Origin of the sequence: Paraglaciecola sp. L3A3, from assembly GCF_009796765.1 — a bacterium.
GTDB lineage: Bacteria > Pseudomonadota > Gammaproteobacteria > Enterobacterales > Alteromonadaceae > Paraglaciecola.
Genome location: NZ_CP047023.1, coordinates 462758 through 482243 on the forward strand (window position 1 = coordinate 462758; position 19486 = coordinate 482243).

The window sequence follows — 19486 nt, forward strand, 5'->3', positions numbered from 1 at the left end:
AAGTCGTTGCCAGTTTAGCTAGTTACCAAGATCAGAAATCTATGCATTTGTAAATGAATCAACGAGCACAAAGTTGAGTAAATACTTTATCTTGGGCCTAATTGAAATTTATTGAATATAAACGGAGAAATCGATTTGTGTTGAACTGAAACATCCATTTATCTTTTAGATTTAACGCCATAATCATAGATTTGAGCATGGCGTAGGCTTTATTTTATCAATTACATTTCAATGCCAATATTACTCATACCTTCGGCAGTAGCTAATGCTTTAAGTTTTTTGCAGGTTTCTGCGCCTTTACCGTTTTCTTTTAGCAAGACTAACAACTCTTGTTGGGTTTCGATTTCCCATTGCATCAATGGATGCTGCTTGATTTCTTGGCTTTCTAGAGACTGACCAGCACTTGCTTCGATAAAGGCTTCTACTCCACCTTGTGACAGTTTACTGACGACTACTGCACCCTGTGGATCTTCCCCTTGGATCAGTAAAATAAGAGCAGACATAGACATAGCTACGTCTATTGCTGGGTAAACGCCATAATTATCGAAGTCACTGGCGTCAGGCACTAGTTCTTCTATTTTTTCTAACTGGGCACTAAAATTAATTTTGGTTTTAGGCACAGATAGCCATTCCCAAATTGAGTTCAAGCTATTGCGGTATGGAGCTGGATCGGCAAATTCGGTGACTTCACAAAATAAGGTGTAATTGGGTAACATTCTTTCAAGCAGAGTGGCTGAAAATGCAATAGCATCCCATCCTTCTAATTCTCTAACTTGCTGAAATATATTTAATTTATTGTTCAAATTTTTATCTTCTCTATGTGCTGGTTAAATCTACAGCTTAATTTAATGAGTAGTATTTCCCAACACCATCTAAAAACATTTGGATGGATATCATGATTAAAATCATACCCATTAATCTTTCTATTGCGGTTAGGCCTCTTTCCCCTAATATACGGTGAAATGTACTAGAAAGCATGAGAATTGTTGCAGATGCAAACCAGGCTCCAGCTAAAGCTAGTGACCAATCTAACATACGACTGTGATCTTGATTGGCTAGTAATATTAAGGCTGCTAATACTGAAGGTCCCGCCACCATTGGGATTGCAAGTGGTACTATAAAAGGTTCTTCGCCCGGAGCTAACCCCGTTACTCCCCCTGGTTGAGGAAATATCATTTTTAAACCTATGATAAAAAGAATAATACCACCGGCTATACTCACAGCTTCTTGACGCACATTTAAAAAGTCTAAAACAGCTTGGCCACTAAACAGAAAGGCAAACATAATCACAAGCGAAAATAATAACTCTCTAGCTAAAACTAGTTTACGGCGTTTAGGTTCGATGGTTTTTAATACAGACATAAAAACAGGGAGATTGCCCAAAGGATCCATAATTAGAAAAAGTGTTATGGCAGCCGACCAAGTATCCATATTTATTCTCTATTTAGTTGTCAGTTGTTGTTAACTAGGCGTCAAATTTGATTAGTTTATCTCATATTTTACCTTAGCTCTAAAAATAGTTTTACTTTCAATAGCTTGATAATTTAATCGCAAGAACATTTAGTAAGTGACAAGGATTACAGGTTAGACTATTACTAGTAATTGGTATAATAGTTCATCATGATAATTTAAAAATGAGGCGGATCTATGAGTCTAATGACGGTTGCAGAAGTAGCAGAGTTTCTTGGCGTACAAGCTGGGCGTATAGAAAGGTTGGCAAGAGAACGCTTATTACCTGCTGCAGAACATGATGAAAATGGCAGCCCACTGTTTGAAAAGGATGCAGTTGAAAATTATAGAGTAATAGCTGAGCGCTTAGGTGGCATTTAATAAGTTAACCTTAGTTCTGGATAAGAAGTATCGTTTAAGCTAAATTTATCACTAAAATTCAATAATTTAATAACATTTATCCAAATCAACTCACCTAAATTCTTACTCGGTGACGAAATTTTTCGTGTACAGCAAGGCGGATTGTCGTACGTAATAACGTGTTATTGCTAGACTCTCCTCCAACGCGGCTAGGCACAAAAAGAGCGTTATCGAGAGGTTTGGCTTTTCCAGTATTCGGGTTAAGTTACTTAAAGGGCGAGGTTAATACCTACCATCGCCCTGTAATTAAGCTAAATTAGTGGATAAAAGGAATTATTCTTCCATTAATGCTCTGGCAATTGTTCTAAACCCTTGAGCTGTAGCACCTACAGGTAGTAATGCCGTCCCCGCTGGGTTGTAAGCAGCAGCTAAATCTATATGTAACCAACCTGTACCTTGTTCATTAACAAAGCGAGATAAAAAACCTGCAGCATTTGACGCGCCACCGGCACCCCCGCCTTTACGTACATTACTGTTTGCAGTATCTGCAAAGGCCGATGGGCATTTGTCTCTGTGCCACTTTTCTAAAGGCAATGTCCAAGAAGGTTCAAATTCTGCAGTGGCATAATTAATTGCACGTTGTGCTAATGGTTTATCTAAGGCAAAAAATGCGTTGTATTCATTGCCTAGAGCTACATGCGCTGCGCCTGTAAGAGTAGCTGCGTCAATAATTAATGGAGAGTTTGTTGCACTGGCAGCCATGAGTCCATCTGCTAGTACCAGTCTGCCTTCTGCATCAGTATTCACCACTTCTACTGTTGTGCCATTTTTGTAAGTGATAATGTCACCTAACTTGTATGCATGGCCACTGACTAAATTTTCTGCACAGCACAAAATCAATTTAACTCGCTTATTTAAGCCTCGTAAAATTGCTAAACCTAGACCGCCTGCAACTGTCGCTGCACCACCCATGTCACATTTCATGGTGACCATACCTTCACTACTTTTCATACTGTAACCACCGCTATCAAAGGTAATCCCTTTGCCCACTAAGCAGGCCGCTATTGGTTCGTCTTCTTTGCCTGAGGGGTTAAAGTCGAGTTCTAACATGACAGGTGGTCGAGAGCTCCCACGGCCAACATGATATATGCCAAACCAACCTTGTTTGGCTAGTTCTTCACCCTTGTATTCAGTTGCTTTTATTGAATGGGAAGTAAGCGAACGTAACCAATTAGTGCAGGACTCAGCTAAGATTTCTGGGGATAAATCTTCAGGCGATAAATTGATTAAATGACGGGTGAATGTCATGCACTTGTATCTATTAATTAATTCGGCCTTATTCTCGTCGTCACACCAGGTAATATGATCTTGTTTTCTAGTGGTGGTGAAACTTTGCGCAAAGGCCCACTGTTGTTCAATCTCCCATTTTCCAGTGAGACACACTTGCATTATGCCTAAACTGTCGAGTTGGCGTGCTGCTTGTTGGATACTGGCAAGAGAATTAGCCTCATCCTGCAGATGAATTTGCGCCTGGTTAGCATTAATAGAAACAGCCGAGGTTGGGGCGTAACATGCCTCAGGAGCTTGGTTGGTAAGGGAAATAGATAAAGTAGACATGTTGACTCCAAAATAATTTAACTTTGTTAGAATACCATGCAAAATTGACTTAGTTAGCAAATATGTATTTTTCTGAAAACTTGATCCAAGGCACATTAATAAAACGTTACAAGCGCTTTTTGGCTGATGTAGAACTAGCAGACGGCAGCATAGTTACCGCACACTGCCCAAATACAGGGGCAATGACTGGCTGTGCAGAGCCTGGTTGGCAGGTTTGGTTATCCCCCAGTAATAATCCCAAACGTAAATTAGCTTATACATGGGAATTGGTATTAACTGATCAAAACCATTGGATTGGGGTAAATACCCATAAAGCTAATGGGTTGGTAAAAGAAGCATTAGAGCAAGACAAAATCCAAGAATTAATGGGTTATGAAAATATTAAAGCAGAAGTTAAGTTTGGTGATGAAAATAGCAGAATAGATTTTTTATTATCTGCTGTAGATAAAGTAGATTGCTACGTAGAAGTTAAATCAGTGACCTTATTGGAGCATGATTTTGGTTATTTCCCAGATGCTAAAACATTAAGAGGCCAAAAACATTTAAGGGAATTAAGCTCTATAGCAAAACAAGGCAAACGAGCGGTATTATTTTTTTGTGTGCAACATACTGGTATTGGATCTGTACAAGTTGCCAAACATATTGATAAAAATTATGCCGATGAGTTATGCCAAGCTGTAGCAAATGGAGTAGAAATTTTTACTTACGCTTGTCAAATAAATTCAAAAAAAATCGTTATAAATCAACCGTTGGAGTTTTTTTATCCAAGATGAAGGTTGATTTTTTTTATCACATACCCATATAGCCTGCTCAAAATTGTTTTCTTTCTGATGGAATATGCGAAGAGCAAACAATTGCCAGTGTAAAGGCTTTCTGATATACATAGCCGCCTGCACATTATTGCTCGTGCTGTAGTTTAGGAGAATTGGCAAATGCCAACAACAAACACAAATAAAACACTTGGATTATTAGCTTTAGCCGGATTGACTCCTTACCAGGAGAAAAAAGGCGAAGAGTATATGAACGATGCTCAACTTGAGCACTTTGGATTGTTACTTAAAGCATGGCGTGACCAGCTTCGTCAAGAAGTTGATCGTACTGTTCACCACATGCAAGATGAAGCTGCTAATTTCCCAGATCCAGTTGATCGTGCTGCTCAAGAAGAAGAGTTTAGTCTTGAACTGCGTACTCGTGACAGAGAACGTAAATTAATCAAAAAAATTGAAAAAACTCTTAAAAGAATTGAAGAGGATGATTTTGGTTTTTGTGATGCTTGCGGTATCGAAATTGGTGTTCGCCGTCTTGAAGCTAGGCCTACAGCTGATATGTGTATTGACTGTAAGACTATGGCTGAAATAAAAGAAAAACAACTTCAGGGTTAGTTTTTCATTATGCCTACCAAGTTACGATGCTTAACTCATATCGTGACTTGGTGAAGTATGCTTTTGTTGACTATTCTCAGTTAATTCGTGTCTTCATCTAATTTAGCTTCATCTCAATATGTTGGACGTTTTGCTCCATCACCTTCTGGCCCTCTGCATTTTGGCTCTCTAGTTTCAGCTTTGGGTAGTTATCTACAAGCAAAAAAAAGTAATGGTAAGTGGTTACTTCGCATTGAAGATATAGATCCTCCAAGGGAAGTGCCTGGTGCTGCTGACAATATTTTAAGATGTTTAGCTGCTCATCATTTGTTTTGGGATCAAGATGTAGTGTATCAAAGCCAACGTAGTGAACTTTATATAGAGAAACTCGATTGGTTATCGCAGCATGGCTATACGTATTTATGTGCTTGTACCCGTAATCAATTGGCTAATTTGTCGACTTCTCAATTATGCCAATGCCCAGAAAAAAAATTGTTTGCGCAAGATTGTGCTGTTCGTTTCAAATATTTATCTCCTGTACAGAAAATGGAAGATCAGTTACTAGGCAGGGTCAATTTTGATTTAACAGATTTACCGGCACAATTTGCTCTGAAGCGCAAAGATGGTTTGTTTGCTTATCAGTTGGCTGTTGTGGTGGATGACATAAGCCAAGGGATCACTGAAATTGCAAGAGGAGCCGATTTATTACCCGCTACTGCTTTTCAGCTTGCGTTATATGCGGCATTTAATAGTAGTGCACCTAAATTTATTCACTTTCCAGTTGTAGTCAGCGAACCAGGTCAAAAATTAAGTAAACAAAATCATGCTCCTGGGTTAGATAATTCAAGGGCTACAGAGAATTTGATCGGCGCATTAATCTTTTTAGGTTTACCTGTTCCTAAGCAGTTAGTGAAAGAAAGTTGTGAAAATATTTTGCACTGGGCCATTAACCATTGGGATATTAATAAACTTGTTGCAACAACAGAACGTATTGATAATAGAATTGGTCTCGTAGACAGTATATGATTGGCGCCAAAATTTAGGTTCAATGTAAAGTAGAGGAGCATCTGAACATTATTTCTCGTGTAATTGACAAAGTAAGAGGCGCGTTACGTGCCAAAACCGCAAATCAGCCTGCTGCTTTAGTTGCTCATGTTATTCCTAGGGCTGAGCACCCTGTATCCCGCGACCACATTAGTGATAATGCACTTAAAGTACTTTATCGTTTGCATAACAGTGGTTATCAAGCATACCTAGTAGGTGGTTGTGTTAGAGACGTGATACTTGGCAAAGAACCTAAAGATTTTGATGTCACTACCAATGCCACGCCAGAACAAATCAAGGGCTTGTTCCGTAATTGTCGTTTGATAGGACGTCGTTTTAGGTTAGCACACATTGTTTTTGGCCGTGAAGTGATTGAAGTCGCTACTTTTCGTGGGCACCACGAAACTACTACAACTGATAAAGAATCTAAACTCAGTAAACAAAGTGACCATGGCCAATTATTGCGTGATAATGTTTTTGGTACGATAGAAGAAGACGCGCAACGTCGTGACTTCACCATCAATGCCATGTATTACAACATTGCTGATTTCTCGATCAGTGATTTTGCTGGTGGTATGCAAGCCATTAAAGACAAAAAAATTGCTTTGATTGGCGACCCTGATACGCGATATAGAGAAGATCCTGTCCGTATGCTCAGAGCTGTGCGATTTGCCGCTAAATTAAATATGCAAATTAGCCATGAAAGCGCTGAACCTATTAAACGTATGGCGCCTTTGATGGCAAATATTCCGCCTGCTAGACTTTTTGAAGAAGTATTAAAACTTTTCTTGTCTGGGCAAGGCTTAGAAACTTATAAATTATTAACCGAATATCATCTTTTTGAATCCTTGTTTCCACAGCTTGCGCCTTTATTATTGCAATCTAATAGTCGTGAATGTCGATTTGTTGAGCAAGTACTTACTAATACTGATAATCGTATTAATACAGGGCAAAGAGTGACACCTGCGTTTATTTTTGCGGCATTTATGTGGTATCCGTTAGAAGAACGTTGTCAGCAATTAATGTCTGAAGGTGGATTGAATCATTTTGATGCATTTAATCTCGCCCTAAACGATGTCTTAACCCGACAATTGCAACGTATTATGATCCCCAAAAGGTTCACTATACCTATTCGAGATATCTGGCAATTACAAAACCGTTTACCTAAACGTTATGGTCGTCGAGCTTATCAAATGTTAGAGCATCCTAAATTTAGAGCTGCCTACGACTTTTTGTTGTTGCGTGGTCAAATTGAAGGTGGTCAGTTGTTAGAATTAGCTGAGTGGTGGACTGATTTTCAAGAAGCGAATGAAGCTCAACGCAAAACTATGTTGAAAAATTTACGTGATCAAGAAGGTGTTGCGCCAAGACGCCCTCGTCGTCAACGCAAGAAACCAAAATCTAGCACATGACAGCTGTGTATATTGGCTTAGGCAGTAATCTGTCTACGCCAGAACAACAACTTAATTCAGCCCTTGATGCGCTAGCAAATTTAGCCAATAGTGCATTAGTAAAATGTTCCAGTTTTTATCGTAGTCAACCTATGGGCCCTCAAGATCAGCCCGACTACGTCAATGCTGTCGCTTTGATTGAGACCAGTTTAAGTCCTTTAGAGCTGCTACAAGCGACTCAAAAAATTGAATTGGAACAAGGCCGTGAAAGAAAAGATCACAGATGGGGACCTCGCACCCTAGATTTAGATATTTTATTGTTTGGTCAGCAGTTAATTAACTCTGAACAATTGACTGTGCCACATTATGGGATGAAAGAAAGAGAGTTTGTTTTATACCCCCTTTTTGAACTTACCGCAGATTTGGTTTTACCTTGTGGCGAAAATTTATCTAAGCTAATTGAATCGTGCCCTTTAAATGGATTAATCCGACTGGTTTAACACCTTCGATTCTAGAATTTTATTTAAAAATCCGTATAGTGCGCATACTAATAATGAGAGCTTGTACTCAATACCGGAGATGATCCAATGAAAAAAGTAACTACCTCAACTTTGCTTAAAATGAAGCAAGAGAAGAAGATCATTACTGCCCTAACTGCTTACGATGCCAGTTTTGCCAAACTATTTGATGAACAAGGTATTGATGTGCTGCTAATAGGTGACTCTTTAGGCATGGTGTTGCAGGGGGCAGACGATACATTAAGTGTTTCTGTCGCTGATGTTGCTTACCATACTCGCTCTGTTAGAACGGGGGTGGAGAGAGCCTTTGTCGTCGCTGATATGCCATTTATGTCATATGCAACACCCGAACAAGCCTATATGAATGCTGCTGAGTTAATGCGTGCTGGTGCCAGCATGGTTAAATTAGAAGGCGGTAGTTGGTTGCTTGAAACCATTAAAGGATTAAATGAGCGCAGTGTGCCTGTATGCGGTCACTTAGGTCTCACACCTCAATCTGTACATGTGTTTGGTGGCTTTAAAGTGCAAGGCCGCGACGATCTTCAAGCTGAAAACATCCTTGAGCAAGCAAAATTACTTGAACAAGCTGGTATCCAAATGTTAGTACTGGAATGTATTCCTACAGAGCTTGCCGGAAAAATATCTGCCAACTTATCTATTCCTGTGATTGGTATTGGTGCTGGGCCTGAAACCGATGGTCAAATATTAGTGATGCACGATATGTTTGGTATCAGCGCAAACTATATGCCTAAGTTTTCAAAAAATTATTTAAAAACTACTGGTGATATGCGCCAAGCTGTTAGTCAATATATTCAAGAAGTCCAAGAAGGAAGTTTTCCTTCTGCAGAACACAGTTTTAATTAAAGGTCCTAGTTATGCACCTGATTTGTGACATTGCAAATTTAAGAGAAGTAAGACGTACTTGGCAAACTAGCGGTAAAGTGATTGCCTTTGTACCCACAATGGGAAATTTGCATCAAGGGCATTTGAACCTTGTTCGTGAAGCGAAAAAACAAGCTGATATAGTGGTGGTGTCGATTTTTGTCAATCCCATGCAGTTTGGGCCTGATGAAGACTTGGATGCTTACCCTAGAACACTAGAAAACGATAAGATCTTGCTCGAAGAATTAGGTGTAGATGTTTTGTTTCTGCCTAAAGCAACAGACATTTATGCTCGTGGCTTAGAGCAGCAAACTTTTGTTGAAGTACCTGGTTTGTCATACATGATTTGTGGCGCTAGCCGCCCTGGACATTTTCGTGGCGTGGCCACCATAGTATGTAAATTATTTAATATGGTACAACCCAATGTTGCTTTTTTTGGGGAAAAAGATTTTCAACAATTGCAGGTCATAAAAGCTATGGTGACCGACCTTTCTATGAACCTAAAAATATGTGGAATTACCACTACTCGAGAAGTAGATGGTTTAGCTATGAGTTCTAGAAACCAATATTTAAATGATGTAGAGCGTAAGTTGGCGCCCACTCTTTATACAAAGATGCATGCACTAGTAAGTGAAATACAAGCTGGAAGAAGAGATTTTACTTTTTTAACTGGTGAGTATAAACAACAGCTAGCTGAACTGGGGTTTAGTCCCGATTATTTAGAAATTCGTAATGTTGGATCTTTATTACAACCCAGCCATGAAGATTCTGAATTGGTGTTATTAGCTGCTGCGTTTTTAGGTAAAACTCGTCTAATTGATAACCTACAATTTTCAATTAAAACCTCAGTTTAGTTTTATTGGTTAAGCTGACTAATCATTTTGTAGTCAGCTTTTTCCAAATATCTGTTTGTTGTGCAATCTGCAATTGTTCGTCGAGAATATTTTTAAGGTCAGTTTCTGTAGTAAGGGGATTCGCTAAAACCACTCTAAACACAGTTATAGATTGGTCTGGATAGGCTTCGATTTGTAGTCTAGTTCTGGATACAAAAGATTTCCCCGCTTCCCTTTGCCTTTTTTGTACAGAAACCGTCAATTTATCTAATTCTATGTTTATCGCATGAGCAATTTTTGGTTGGCGTTTAATCTTTTCTTGCACACATTTCGGATTTGCTCGATAAGTGAATATAGACAGAGTAGGCGAAGTAATTAATTCAAAGTCAGGATGCGCATCTATCATGGCGGCAAAAGTATTGGCTTTTTGAATACTCTGATTAATCAATAATTCATAGCCTTGACGGCCAAAGATATGTAAAGACGCGTACACCATCATAGCCATACCGTTACGAGAGCCTTCAAGGGTAGTGGCGCCTAAATCTTTAGAGCCAGCTCTAAGGATATATTGAGCATGATGTCGTACTGCATTACTGTCATTAGGATCTTTAAATAACACCATTCCAGCCCCCATAGGTACATACATCTGTTTATGGGCGTCTAAGGTGATTGAGTCCGCTTTTTCAATGCCTTTTAGTAGTTTGCTGTACTGCTTAGAAAAAAGCGTGGCGCCTCCCCATGCTGCGTCTACATGAAAATGACAATTAAGCTCCTTTGCTACATCAGCTAATTCGTCTAACGGATCGATATGGCCTGTTTCTGTGGTACCCGCAATCCCCACTATAGACAATACTTTATTACCATCTTGTTGGTATTGTTTGCCTATAGCTAAAGCTTTTTCTGCTGATAATCTTTGAGTGGGGCAATCTATAGTAATCATTTGTTGGCGACCCAAGCCTAAAAGGTCAACCGCTTTTGATAAGGAGTAATGTCCACGTTTAGAAGAGATGATACCCATCTTTTTATAACCGTAATGCATCATGCCTGCGGCAATTCCTTCTTGAAACACACCTTTAAATTGTGCGTTAGCAGGTAAGGCTTTGTTACGGGCAATCCATAAGGCTGTAATGTTGGCTACTGTGCCACCAGAACAAAAAGCGCCGAGGGCATGATTCGCACTGTGTAAATAGGTATTATAAAACTCACCAGACTGTTTGAATATCAGTTCATGCATCATGCCTAATACTTGTCTTTCAAGTGGGGTAAATGCTTTAGAGGTTTCTATTTTGACTAAGTTTTGGTTTAGTCCAACTAATAATTTTGCCAGTGGTAAATGAAAATAAGGTAAGGCTGAGGTCATATGACCAATAAATGTCGGTGAATAAGTATTTACCGAGTTAGCAACCAACTTAGTGAGTAACGATTCGGCATGATCAGACACAAACTCAGGTAATTCTGGTACCGCATATTCAGCAAAACTTTTTTCAATCTGCTCTAGTGAATTTACTTTGGTGACCACGTGTTGAGACAAAAAGTCTGCAAGGTTATCAGACAGATGCTTCTCAATTTGGGCAAGCTTAGAATCTTGCCCTTCGGGCATAGTGAATACTTTATATAAGTGCTCTAAACTAACTTCAGCTCCAGCCACTCTTGTAACCTTTTTAATATTTTCAGATCGCGAACTTTACCCTAAAACTAGCTATAGACCAACTTTTGCAAATAATTGCTAGCGGCTAACGTATGGCAATTGTTACAAAATTGTTGTAATTTGATTGTTAAGTAGACTAAAACGAAAGTTGAATCCACATGCAAGTAACTGAAGTGAAGGATAGTTTTAGTTTAGATAGCGTTGTTCCCTTCTTTCAGCCGATTATGGATTTATCCCACAATACGGTCTGGAGCTATGAATGTTTGGCAAGGCTGATGACCATAGATGAACGAACCTATTTACCTAGCGAATTTTTATATTTAGTTGAGCGGCAGGATTTGGTGGCTGAATTAACACAGATTATCTTTAATCGCAGTGCAAGTTACTTTAGAGACATTAATATGGCATGGAACATTAATGTTAGCTTGTCGGATATTGTTGATCCTACTATTCATAAATTCTTAACGGCTCAACTGAGTTGTTATCCAAACCCAAGCCGTATATCAATCGAAATAACGGCAAAAAATGCTTTAATATCAAATTCTAATTTTTTGCAGTTTGCTAATTTATGCCAGTCACTTGGGATCAATATTATTATTGATCACTTTGAACAAGACGAAACAGAGTTACAAACCATTATGAGTTTGCCTATTTCTGCTATTAAAGTGGCTGGTTCCTTGTTTGAACAAGCAAGTAAATACTTAGAGGTGGCTAATTTGGTTAAAACTATGGTGAGCTTAGCTGCTGAAAATAATATTGTGTTAATTGCTGAACATATAGAATTGGCCAGTACCTTAGCAGCAGCACAAAAATGTGGAATTAAATACGCCCAAGGTTTTTATTTTAGCCAACCCAAAGCTGTAACTCATTAGATTCTATTGGCTATCCCTTGCAGTTAGGCAGTTGGCAGTTCAGCTGTAACTTGCCAGCTTTGTTGTCCACTTAACCAGTATTTTCTCTCAAAAGGTGTCATAGCCGAGTCACTAGTATATTCATAAACGGTATTGTTTACTTGGGCAATATCTAAGGCTTTGGAAAACTCTTCAATATATAACCGCCAATTGCTTCTTACCTGTAACTGCCCACCCAGTTTAATGATTTCTGGTAACACGGCCGTCGCATACCAACGACGCTGCAAATGTGCTGATTTGGGGTAAGGGTTGGGGTATAACAAATAATGTTTGTATAACTGAATACCTTCAAGAACAAGTAATCTTAAAAAATCATTTAAGTCAGCTCGTACTATCAAATAATTATCAAGATCAGCGGCATAACTTGCGTGTTTATCGGTGCGCAGGGCTGACTTATCGACCCCTATTACTTTAGCCTCTGGATGGCTGGCAGCAATATTAGTTGTGCTTTCGCCTACGCCACAACAAGAATCTAATATAATGGGGCCTTGCCAGCCATTTAACCATTGCATGGTTTGCTTAAAAGCAACCTGAGTATGCTCAGAAAAAGGTTTCTGGCTACTAGTCGCTAAGTGTCGAGAAACTACCTTTTCTAAGTTAGGATGTATGCCTATTTGGTTAGTGGTAATGGCTCTAGCTTGTTTTTGCATAATGAAATTTTTTAAATACCTTAACGAACTTGAACTTAGCTTAACTACGAATACCAACGCCACGATTGATCAAAGAATAAGCCCAGCTCAGTAATACTATGTTAAAGCCTATTAATATGCTTAAAGAGACTAAAAAGTTTATATCTGAAACGCCAAGAAAGCCGTATCTAAAGCCATTGACCATATACACAATAGGGTTGATTTTACTGACCCATTGCCAAAATTCAGGTAATAAACTTAATGAGTAAAAAACACCACCCAAATAAGTTAATGGGGTAAGCACAAAAGTTGGCACTATACTTACATCATCAAAGGAATTGGCAAGAATACCGTTAATTAAGCCAGCAGTTGAGAACAATACTGCGGTTAAAAACAAGGTAATAATGATGATAAAAATACTATAGATTTGTATATCTACAAAAAATAATGAAACAATAGTGACTATGAAGCCTACTAACATGCCTCTGGCAACCCCACCACCTATATACCCAGCAATAATTATCCAATTGGAAACAGGGGCAACCAATAATTCTTCGACATTACGCTGATATTTTGCACTATAAAAAGACGAGGACACATTGGCATAAGCATTAGTGATCACGGCCATCATAATTAGCCCTGGCACAATAAATTCCATATAACTAAAACCGCCCATCTCGCCAATTCTGCTACCAATTAAGTTACCAAAAATAACAAAATATAAAGACATAGTAATAGCGGGTGGTAGCAGTGTTTGGATCCAAATTCGTAAAAAACGGATACACTCTTTGCGCCAAATTGTTCTTAATGCGACCATAGCTAAACTATTCATGGCTGTCTCCTTGGCTCGATTCTGCAGTGGCTGTTTCGGCCGTTCTTCCTGATTCAACCATTCTAACGAATAGTTCTTCGAGACGGTTGGATTTATTACGCATACTTAATACTTGGATATCTTGTTGAGAGAGTTGTTCAAATACAGAATTTAAGCCTGACTCTTTGGCCACATCAACTTCTAAAGTATGAGGATCGAGTAGCCTAGTTTCAAACCCAGTTAGAGAAATAGAATCAATGTTCTTAGATAAATCTAAGATAAAGGTTTCTATGTTTAATGTGGATAATAGCGATTTCATGCTGGTATTTTGCACTATGATACCTTTATCGATAATGGCTATATTCTTACATAACATTTCAGCTTCTTCTAAATAGTGTGTAGTCAGAATAATAGTCACACCTTGCTCATTTAATTCTTGCAAAAAAGCCCACATAGAACGCCTGATTTCGATATCTACTCCTGCTGTTGGTTCGTCAAGAATAAGCATTCTAGGTTCATGCATTAAAGCTCTAGCTATCATCAAACGGCGCTTCATGCCTCCAGACAATTGTCTGGAAGGGGTGTTTCGTTTGTCCCACAAATCGAGTTGCTTTAGGTATTTTTCGGCTCTAGGTCTTGCTACACTTTTAGGTACACCGTAATAACCCGCTTGATTCAACATTATCTGGATCAAAGGTTCAAACTGATTAAAGTTAAACTCTTGTGGTACTAAACCAATACATGATTTTGCTTCTACTGGTTGAGTCGCTAAGTTGTATTCAAAAATATCCACTTCGCCCTGAGTTTTATTCACTAAAGAACTAATAATGCCGATAGTTGTCGATTTTCCTGCGCCATTAGGTCCAAGTAAGGCAAAAAAGTCACCTTGTTTGACCTCTAAATTAATCCCTTTTAAGGCTTGGGTGCCGCCTTTATAAGTTTTGGTTAATCCTTTGATGCTCAGTGCGTTCATATTTTATTGCCAAGTTTTACGTTTATGTGATCAGGCCTAAATTAGATGCGCCTTTAATTAACTTTAGTAGTTAAAGGTTCATTATTTGTAGGTGTTGAAAAATGAGGATGTATACAGGTGATATATTGTGACACTTAATGTGTTTTCAAGTTTTAGCAGTAAAGTTTTCAATTATTCTAACGGTTTATAAATATCGCAACGGGATAAGGTATGTGCTTCGCACACCAAAACGCATTGGATAATCAATAGAATGAAGTTGTGCTTTGTCTTTTACAATTTACATGGCGGTTAAGCATTAATAGTGCTATCAAGGGAATATGTTTTTTGAGGTAAATTAATCAAATAAATAGCGGGATGTGACTTTGCTGCAAACAGTGAGATTTGAAAAGGTAAAGCTATATAGTTTTGATATTCCTGGGACTAAAAAAGCAATTGATGCCGAGAGAGTTGAGTCGCAGGATGATACTGGGTGTTTTGTGGTAGATGTGAGTCAACCGCAACTGACTGCTTATTGGCCAGAGGATAACTTGCGTAATGGTACTGCTGTGGTGATATGCCCAGGAGGAGGATACCGCGGATTATCGGTAGATAAAGAAGGTCACGCCATTGCGGTACGTTTGCTTAGTTTAGGTATTACAGCATTTGTTCTTAAATATCGGATGCCTTCAGATGACACTATGCATAATCGTAAATATGGCCCCTTACAAGACGTGCAACAAGCGTTGTATGTGGTTAAAAGCCATGCACTTGAATGGCAGCTCGATATAGCAAAAGTGGGGGTTATGGGATTTTCTGCCGGTGGTCATGTAGCTGCTAGCGCAGCGGTACATTTTAATCGCCCCGTTATGCTAAGTCATAATGTTGACCTGATTAAACCAGCCTTTCAGATATTAGTCTATCCGGTGATTAGTATGGCTAACGAGGTTAAACATACTGGCTCAAAGAGCTTGTTAATCGGAGAGGAGGCTAGCGACGAGCATATTGCATATTTTTCCTGTGAATGCCAAGTCACTGAGGATTCACCTCCTGCATTTATCATGCATGCTAATGACGACTTACAAGTGCCAGTGGAGCATTCGCTGCGTTATTACCGCGCTTTAATGGCATGCCAAGTACCTGTACAGTTAGTGCTATTACCTGCAGGTGGACATGGTTTTGGTATGTATCATGATTACGATTGGTTTCAATCATTAAGTATGTGGCTAAGGTTGATAAATTAGCCGAATAGAGTCGCTGTAATATTTTCAAAAAAGGAGTAATAAAATGCGAAAGGAGTTTCAATTTAAATTAGTAGTCACTCAGAAAGCACTGGGGCATTCCTTTCAGGCCCTTTTAAATTATCACTGAGCAACCAATCATTTAACAAGATTGGCATCAATTCATGGGTTCGTGGGATAAAGCTATATATTGATGGTGATTTTTGTAATCAAGACTTCACTTTTTTTGGCTTACTTTTTTAGATATGAAAATAGAAAGCTCCTAGGCCAAAAGTAATAAATAAAACTAGAGCGGGCCAGAAACCCGCTCTAGAGGCTCATACAATTTACCGTTCTACAGTTATTTTAACCACTTTGTCGTATTGACGGTGGTCGAACTCGCCGGTTGCTTTACCTGTTTCATCCGTTATTGGGAAAACATAGCGGGGAGTCATGATAACTTCGTAGTTGTAATCACCAGAGGGGCGTACCTCCACTTCAAGAAAACCGTAGTGTTTTCCTCCAGAGATGAGTTGTTCACCATTCCAAATTTCAGGTGCGTCCCCATGAGCGCTCCAGTGAGTAAGCTGAGCTTCAAGTGGTAGTAAATCAAATGGGACATATTCAGTAGTTGGAGGATAACCCGGACCTCTAAGGCCATCACCCGCAAAACCAACATCCCAATAGCTAACGCCATTAATATTTACATATTCTAATAATTCATCGTGACCTGAAAGTACCGAGGTTACACCGTAACGCTCGAAAAGCTCTTGGTATATACGCATTGGCACACCTGACTGGCTATCTTCACCATTTGCTATACCAGCACTACCGGAGGGAAGGCTATGTACACCAGTACCAAAAGCTGTGTGGTGGAACTGAACGAAGATAACTTGTCCTTCAGCTTGGGCACTTGCTAATTCACGTACTGCCCAGTTCCATTGTTCACTTCCTTCATTAAAATCAGGAACTCTAGATTCTTCCCCATTGATGTATAAATTAGTATCTTGGCTTGGATCTGCATCGTTACCATTTGATGAATCAAGCGTAATTAAGGTTACTGGGCCATAATCTACTCGATAAAACCGTTTTTCATAACGTTCATCGCTGGCATTATTTGTGGGTAGATCCCAGTATGTATTCCATTTATCGTAAGACAGCATTGAAGCTTCAGCATTATAACCTGGTGCATCTGGGTGCCAGTAGTTTTCATGATTACCTAATGCGGGAAAAATTGGTGTAGTAGAAGCTAATGTTCCCCATTCACCTGCAGTGTGTCTCCAAAATTCATCCCAATCTAACTGCCGACCACCTTTCTCAACTAGGTCACCAGCAATAACCCAAAAATCAGGGCTTCTTTGTGTTGCGTAAGTTAGGTTTTCTTTAAATCCAGTTGTTTGGTCAACTGGATACTGACGTGTGTAGGTATCAGGATCTGTTCCTAGTTTTTCTCCCCCTAATGCTAGTGCACTTGCCGTCCAACGCACGGTTTTTTCGGTTGATTCAGGCTCAGTTTCCATATCTGACATAGTAATAAATCGAACGGCTTCACGACTCCCTTTATTAGGTGCTGTCTTCAGTGTTGAAGTAAAGGCACTGGAATCTGGTTGTATAACCGTATATTCGTAAGCGGTATTTGCCTCAAGTCCAGTGATCCTAGTGTAATGTTTGTAACTAGCTGCAGGAGCTTCGCCTTCTGCTACATCTGTGTGAGTCGCTCCAAAATTGGTTTCACCATGAATATATTCTACTTCAGAATCACCATAGGTTAAGCCTTCTGTAAGTTTTACTTCAGATACAAAAGAGCCTATGCCTTCAATAGTAACTGTACCTGGCTGTTCTGAGTCGCTTAACCAATTGACAGTAATAGCTGTAGCAGAAGGATTTTGGACATAAGGTAAAACTGTAAAGTTGTTATAAGAGATTGGGGCAATAACTTCGTCGTTGTCATTATCACTATTACAACCGACAAGTGAAAATATGCTTACCGCCAAAACTGTCTTTATTAAAAGCGGTAATTTAGATCTTGAATTCATGTACTAATATCCTATGCGATGGAATTTCAAAATAGTGTAATCTAGTAGATTGATTCTATTTAACTAATGATTCGCGCAAGGATAGGGGGAAGTCATGGCAGTTTTATTACTGTTTTATGATATATAAAAGTCAGTCATTTTTTATAAATTAAGTTGCTTTCTTTTGGTCTTAATTCGATCTATTTTCAATTTTTTTGTTCGAAGCATATGCTTTTGATTCACCGCAACTACAAATTCCCATCAAAATGTTGGCTTGTCTGATTGCTAGAAAAGTATGTTTGTATCTTTAACGATTAGATTAGCAGCTAGCTGAATAAGATCCGCAAGCATTTGGAGAATAGTGCCAGTGTCATCTTCTCTAAAAGCAAATACACTAATCCATAGTTTTTTACTTTCACTTCAATATATTTAATTGTATCTATCTGCGCTTTTACTGGCTTAAGCTATTGCTTTAAACGGCTATACAAATAGGCTATTTTCGCTATTATTAAATTATTCTAACTCATAGGTTAGCAAGATGGATAGTTTAGATTATTTCATTGTGGCTTTAGGCGTGGCTCTTATTGTCATAGGTTTGTATTTGTTTGTGGCGGGTAAACGAGACTCTGCAAACGGTAACCAAGTTGAAGGTTTTGGTATTAAGCTTAACGTGAGTAATCCTTCTATTATTCTGATTGTTTTTGGGATTGGTTTGGTACTTGTTCCACGCTTACTTCCGCAAAATAAACATGATCAAATGATTCAGCTGCCAGCGACGGCTAATAATACGAATACACCTACAGTAAATGTGCCGTCAAATAATAACTCAGAAGAGAGTAATGTTTTTTTCCCCCAAGGAGTGTGGTTTATTACTCAATATGAAGAGAATGGCAGAAACTTAAGTAACAGCATACAAGGCAATATAAGCTTTGAACCCAGTAACAATGGGAGCTTAGAATGGTTAGCCAACCTAGATGTTGTGGATACTTGGGGGAAAGTTATAAATTACCAATATAGCGGCACAATCAATACAGTGTTGGGAGGTTATAACATCAACGTATTGAACAGCAACGATCCCAGTTTTTCTAGGGAAGGTGCCACACCTTTAATTATGAAAATGGATAATTCAAATTCTTTACACATGGAATATAGGTTCAATGGCTCAGCTATAATTTTGCATTGGTCAAAATAGTATAAGTTGTGCTCTGATTCAGCTTCTTCATCTAGAATAAAAAGACATAGGGCTGTTGGCCCTATGTCTGTTATTAGCGACTGCTATTCGCAATCAGCAGGATCTTTACCCATTTTCTTTTTAGCAGCGATACAAGCTTCTTGTAATTTAATCGCTGCATCATCTTTCAATTCGGCAGCTTTTTCTTTACTTGAATCATATGTTGCACCGGCTTTATCTTTAACATCATCATAAGTTTTTGCCGCTTTGTCTTTTACTTTATCGTAAGTTTCAGCAGCGCTTTCTTGTGCCTTGTCAGCCATGTCTGCTGTGCTATCAGCTATATCAGATGCTTCTTTTTTTGCATCATTGTAAAGTTCAGCCGATTTTTCTTTGGCTGTAATGGCCATTTCTTTCGCTTTATCTTCCGTCTGTTCGACATTTTCTTTTTGTGCTTCAGTACAAGCAGTTAAACCCAATGTTGTGATGGTTAAAGCTATAGCTAAAGTATTGATAGATTTTTTCATTTTAGTTCCTTTAATGGGGAGTTAATAAGTTAAGTAAGGAATAGCAAAAATCGCTCCAATTAATTAAAGCCTTTAAATATCAATAGCTAAGTAAATAATTGTTCACTTGCTGAGTGTGTTATGTGTGTATTCTGTCTGTTTTTGAATACA

20 protein-coding genes are annotated in these 19486 nt (G+C 38.8%); 11 read left to right on the forward strand and 9 right to left on the reverse strand.

The window, feature by feature from the left end:
• Positions 1–221: 221 nt before the first annotated feature.
• Both GQR87_RS01960 and GQR87_RS01965 read right to left on the reverse strand, forming a co-directional pair.
• On the reverse strand, positions 222–803 hold the full coding sequence (locus GQR87_RS01960) for a YjaG family protein (protein ID WP_158966025.1): 582 nt from the start codon (positions 801–803) through the stop codon (positions 222–224).
• A 37-nt stretch (positions 804–840) separates the two neighbouring features.
• On the reverse strand, positions 841–1431 hold the full coding sequence (locus GQR87_RS01965) for a YhgN family NAAT transporter (RefSeq protein ID WP_158966027.1): 591 nt from the start codon (positions 1429–1431) through the stop codon (positions 841–843).
• 216 nt (positions 1432–1647) lie between these two features.
• Between GQR87_RS01965 and GQR87_RS01970 the strand changes: the two genes are divergently transcribed.
• A complete protein-coding gene (locus GQR87_RS01970) occupies positions 1648–1830 on the forward strand; it encodes a helix-turn-helix domain-containing protein (RefSeq protein ID WP_158966029.1) in 183 nt (60 codons plus the stop codon).
• 312 nt (positions 1831–2142) lie between these two features.
• Here the strand turns inward: GQR87_RS01970 and pepB are convergent, their stop codons facing one another.
• Entirely contained in the window at positions 2143–3426 is a 1284-nt protein-coding gene (gene pepB / locus GQR87_RS01975; protein WP_158966031.1) for an aminopeptidase PepB, read from the reverse strand.
• Between the two features lie 62 nt (positions 3427–3488).
• On the opposite strand from pepB, the gene sfsA reads away from it, so the two are divergent.
• From sfsA to panC, 7 genes are all read left to right on the forward strand, one after another.
• The gene (gene sfsA / locus GQR87_RS01980; RefSeq protein ID WP_158966033.1) at positions 3489–4199 is read left to right on the forward strand and encodes a DNA/RNA nuclease SfsA; all 711 of its coding nucleotides are present in this window, start codon (positions 3489–3491) and stop codon (positions 4197–4199) included.
• A gap of 159 nt (positions 4200–4358) precedes the next feature.
• Positions 4359–4808, forward strand: coding sequence for an RNA polymerase-binding protein DksA (dksA, locus tag GQR87_RS01985; protein ID WP_158966035.1), 450 nt, complete (start codon positions 4359–4361; stop codon positions 4806–4808).
• An 87-nt stretch (positions 4809–4895) separates the two neighbouring features.
• Positions 4896–5813, forward strand: a complete 918-nt coding sequence (gene gluQRS / locus GQR87_RS01990) for a tRNA glutamyl-Q(34) synthetase GluQRS (RefSeq protein ID WP_158966037.1) — start codon at positions 4896–4898, stop codon at positions 5811–5813.
• Between the two features lie 131 nt (positions 5814–5944).
• A complete protein-coding gene (pcnB, locus tag GQR87_RS01995; protein WP_158972856.1) occupies positions 5945–7243 on the forward strand; it encodes a polynucleotide adenylyltransferase PcnB in 1299 nt (432 codons plus the stop codon).
• Entirely contained in the window at positions 7240–7722 is a 483-nt protein-coding gene (folK, locus tag GQR87_RS02000) for a 2-amino-4-hydroxy-6-hydroxymethyldihydropteridine diphosphokinase (protein ID WP_158966039.1), read from the forward strand. The genes pcnB and folK overlap by 4 nt, the downstream gene beginning before the upstream one ends.
• An 87-nt stretch (positions 7723–7809) precedes the next feature.
• Positions 7810–8604, forward strand: a complete 795-nt coding sequence (gene panB / locus GQR87_RS02005) for a 3-methyl-2-oxobutanoate hydroxymethyltransferase (protein WP_158966041.1) — start codon at positions 7810–7812, stop codon at positions 8602–8604.
• Positions 8605–8615: 11 nt separating this feature from the next.
• Positions 8616–9476, forward strand: a complete 861-nt coding sequence (gene panC / locus GQR87_RS02010; protein ID WP_158966043.1) for a pantoate--beta-alanine ligase — start codon at positions 8616–8618, stop codon at positions 9474–9476.
• A 22-nt stretch (positions 9477–9498) separates the two neighbouring features.
• Here panC and panP read toward each other — a convergent pair whose 3' ends face one another.
• A complete protein-coding gene (panP, locus tag GQR87_RS02015) occupies positions 9499–11103 on the reverse strand; it encodes a pyridoxal-dependent aspartate 1-decarboxylase PanP (RefSeq protein WP_158966045.1) in 1605 nt (534 codons plus the stop codon).
• Positions 11104–11261: 158 nt separating this feature from the next.
• Between panP and GQR87_RS02020 the strand changes: the two genes are divergently transcribed.
• Complete coding sequence (locus GQR87_RS02020) at positions 11262–11975, forward strand: EAL domain-containing protein (RefSeq protein WP_158966047.1); 714 nt, start codon at positions 11262–11264, stop codon at positions 11973–11975.
• A gap of 23 nt (positions 11976–11998) precedes the next feature.
• On the opposite strand, the gene GQR87_RS02025 is transcribed toward GQR87_RS02020, so the two are convergent.
• The 3 genes from GQR87_RS02025 to GQR87_RS02035 are packed head-to-tail and all read right to left on the reverse strand — an operon-like array spanning position 11999 to position 14427.
• The gene (locus GQR87_RS02025; RefSeq protein ID WP_158966049.1) at positions 11999–12664 is read right to left on the reverse strand and encodes a tRNA (guanosine(46)-N(7))-methyltransferase TrmB; all 666 of its coding nucleotides are present in this window, start codon (positions 12662–12664) and stop codon (positions 11999–12001) included.
• Positions 12665–12704: 40 nt separating this feature from the next.
• Positions 12705–13475: an ABC transporter permease gene (locus GQR87_RS02030; protein WP_158966051.1), complete on the reverse strand. Its 771-nt coding sequence runs from the start codon at positions 13473–13475 to the stop codon at positions 12705–12707.
• Positions 13468–14427, reverse strand: coding sequence for an ABC transporter ATP-binding protein (locus GQR87_RS02035; RefSeq protein WP_158966053.1), 960 nt, complete (start codon positions 14425–14427; stop codon positions 13468–13470). The genes GQR87_RS02030 and GQR87_RS02035 overlap by 8 nt, the downstream gene beginning before the upstream one ends.
• Positions 14428–14789: 362 nt before the next feature.
• Between GQR87_RS02035 and GQR87_RS02040 the strand changes: the two genes are divergently transcribed.
• A complete protein-coding gene (locus GQR87_RS02040; RefSeq protein WP_233267376.1) occupies positions 14790–15647 on the forward strand; it encodes an alpha/beta hydrolase in 858 nt (285 codons plus the stop codon).
• A gap of 323 nt (positions 15648–15970) precedes the next feature.
• On the opposite strand, the gene GQR87_RS02045 is transcribed toward GQR87_RS02040, so the two are convergent.
• The gene (locus tag GQR87_RS02045) at positions 15971–17659 is read right to left on the reverse strand and encodes a metallophosphoesterase (protein WP_158966057.1); all 1689 of its coding nucleotides are present in this window, start codon (positions 17657–17659) and stop codon (positions 15971–15973) included.
• Positions 17660–18176: 517 nt separating this feature from the next.
• Here GQR87_RS02045 and GQR87_RS02050 point away from each other — a divergent pair.
• On the forward strand, positions 18177–18830 hold the full coding sequence (locus GQR87_RS02050; protein ID WP_158966059.1) for a hypothetical protein: 654 nt from the start codon (positions 18177–18179) through the stop codon (positions 18828–18830).
• 83 nt (positions 18831–18913) lie between these two features.
• Here the strand turns inward: GQR87_RS02050 and GQR87_RS02055 are convergent, their stop codons facing one another.
• Complete coding sequence (locus GQR87_RS02055) at positions 18914–19336, reverse strand: hypothetical protein (protein WP_158966061.1); 423 nt, start codon at positions 19334–19336, stop codon at positions 18914–18916.
• Positions 19337–19486: the final 150 nt, after the last annotated feature.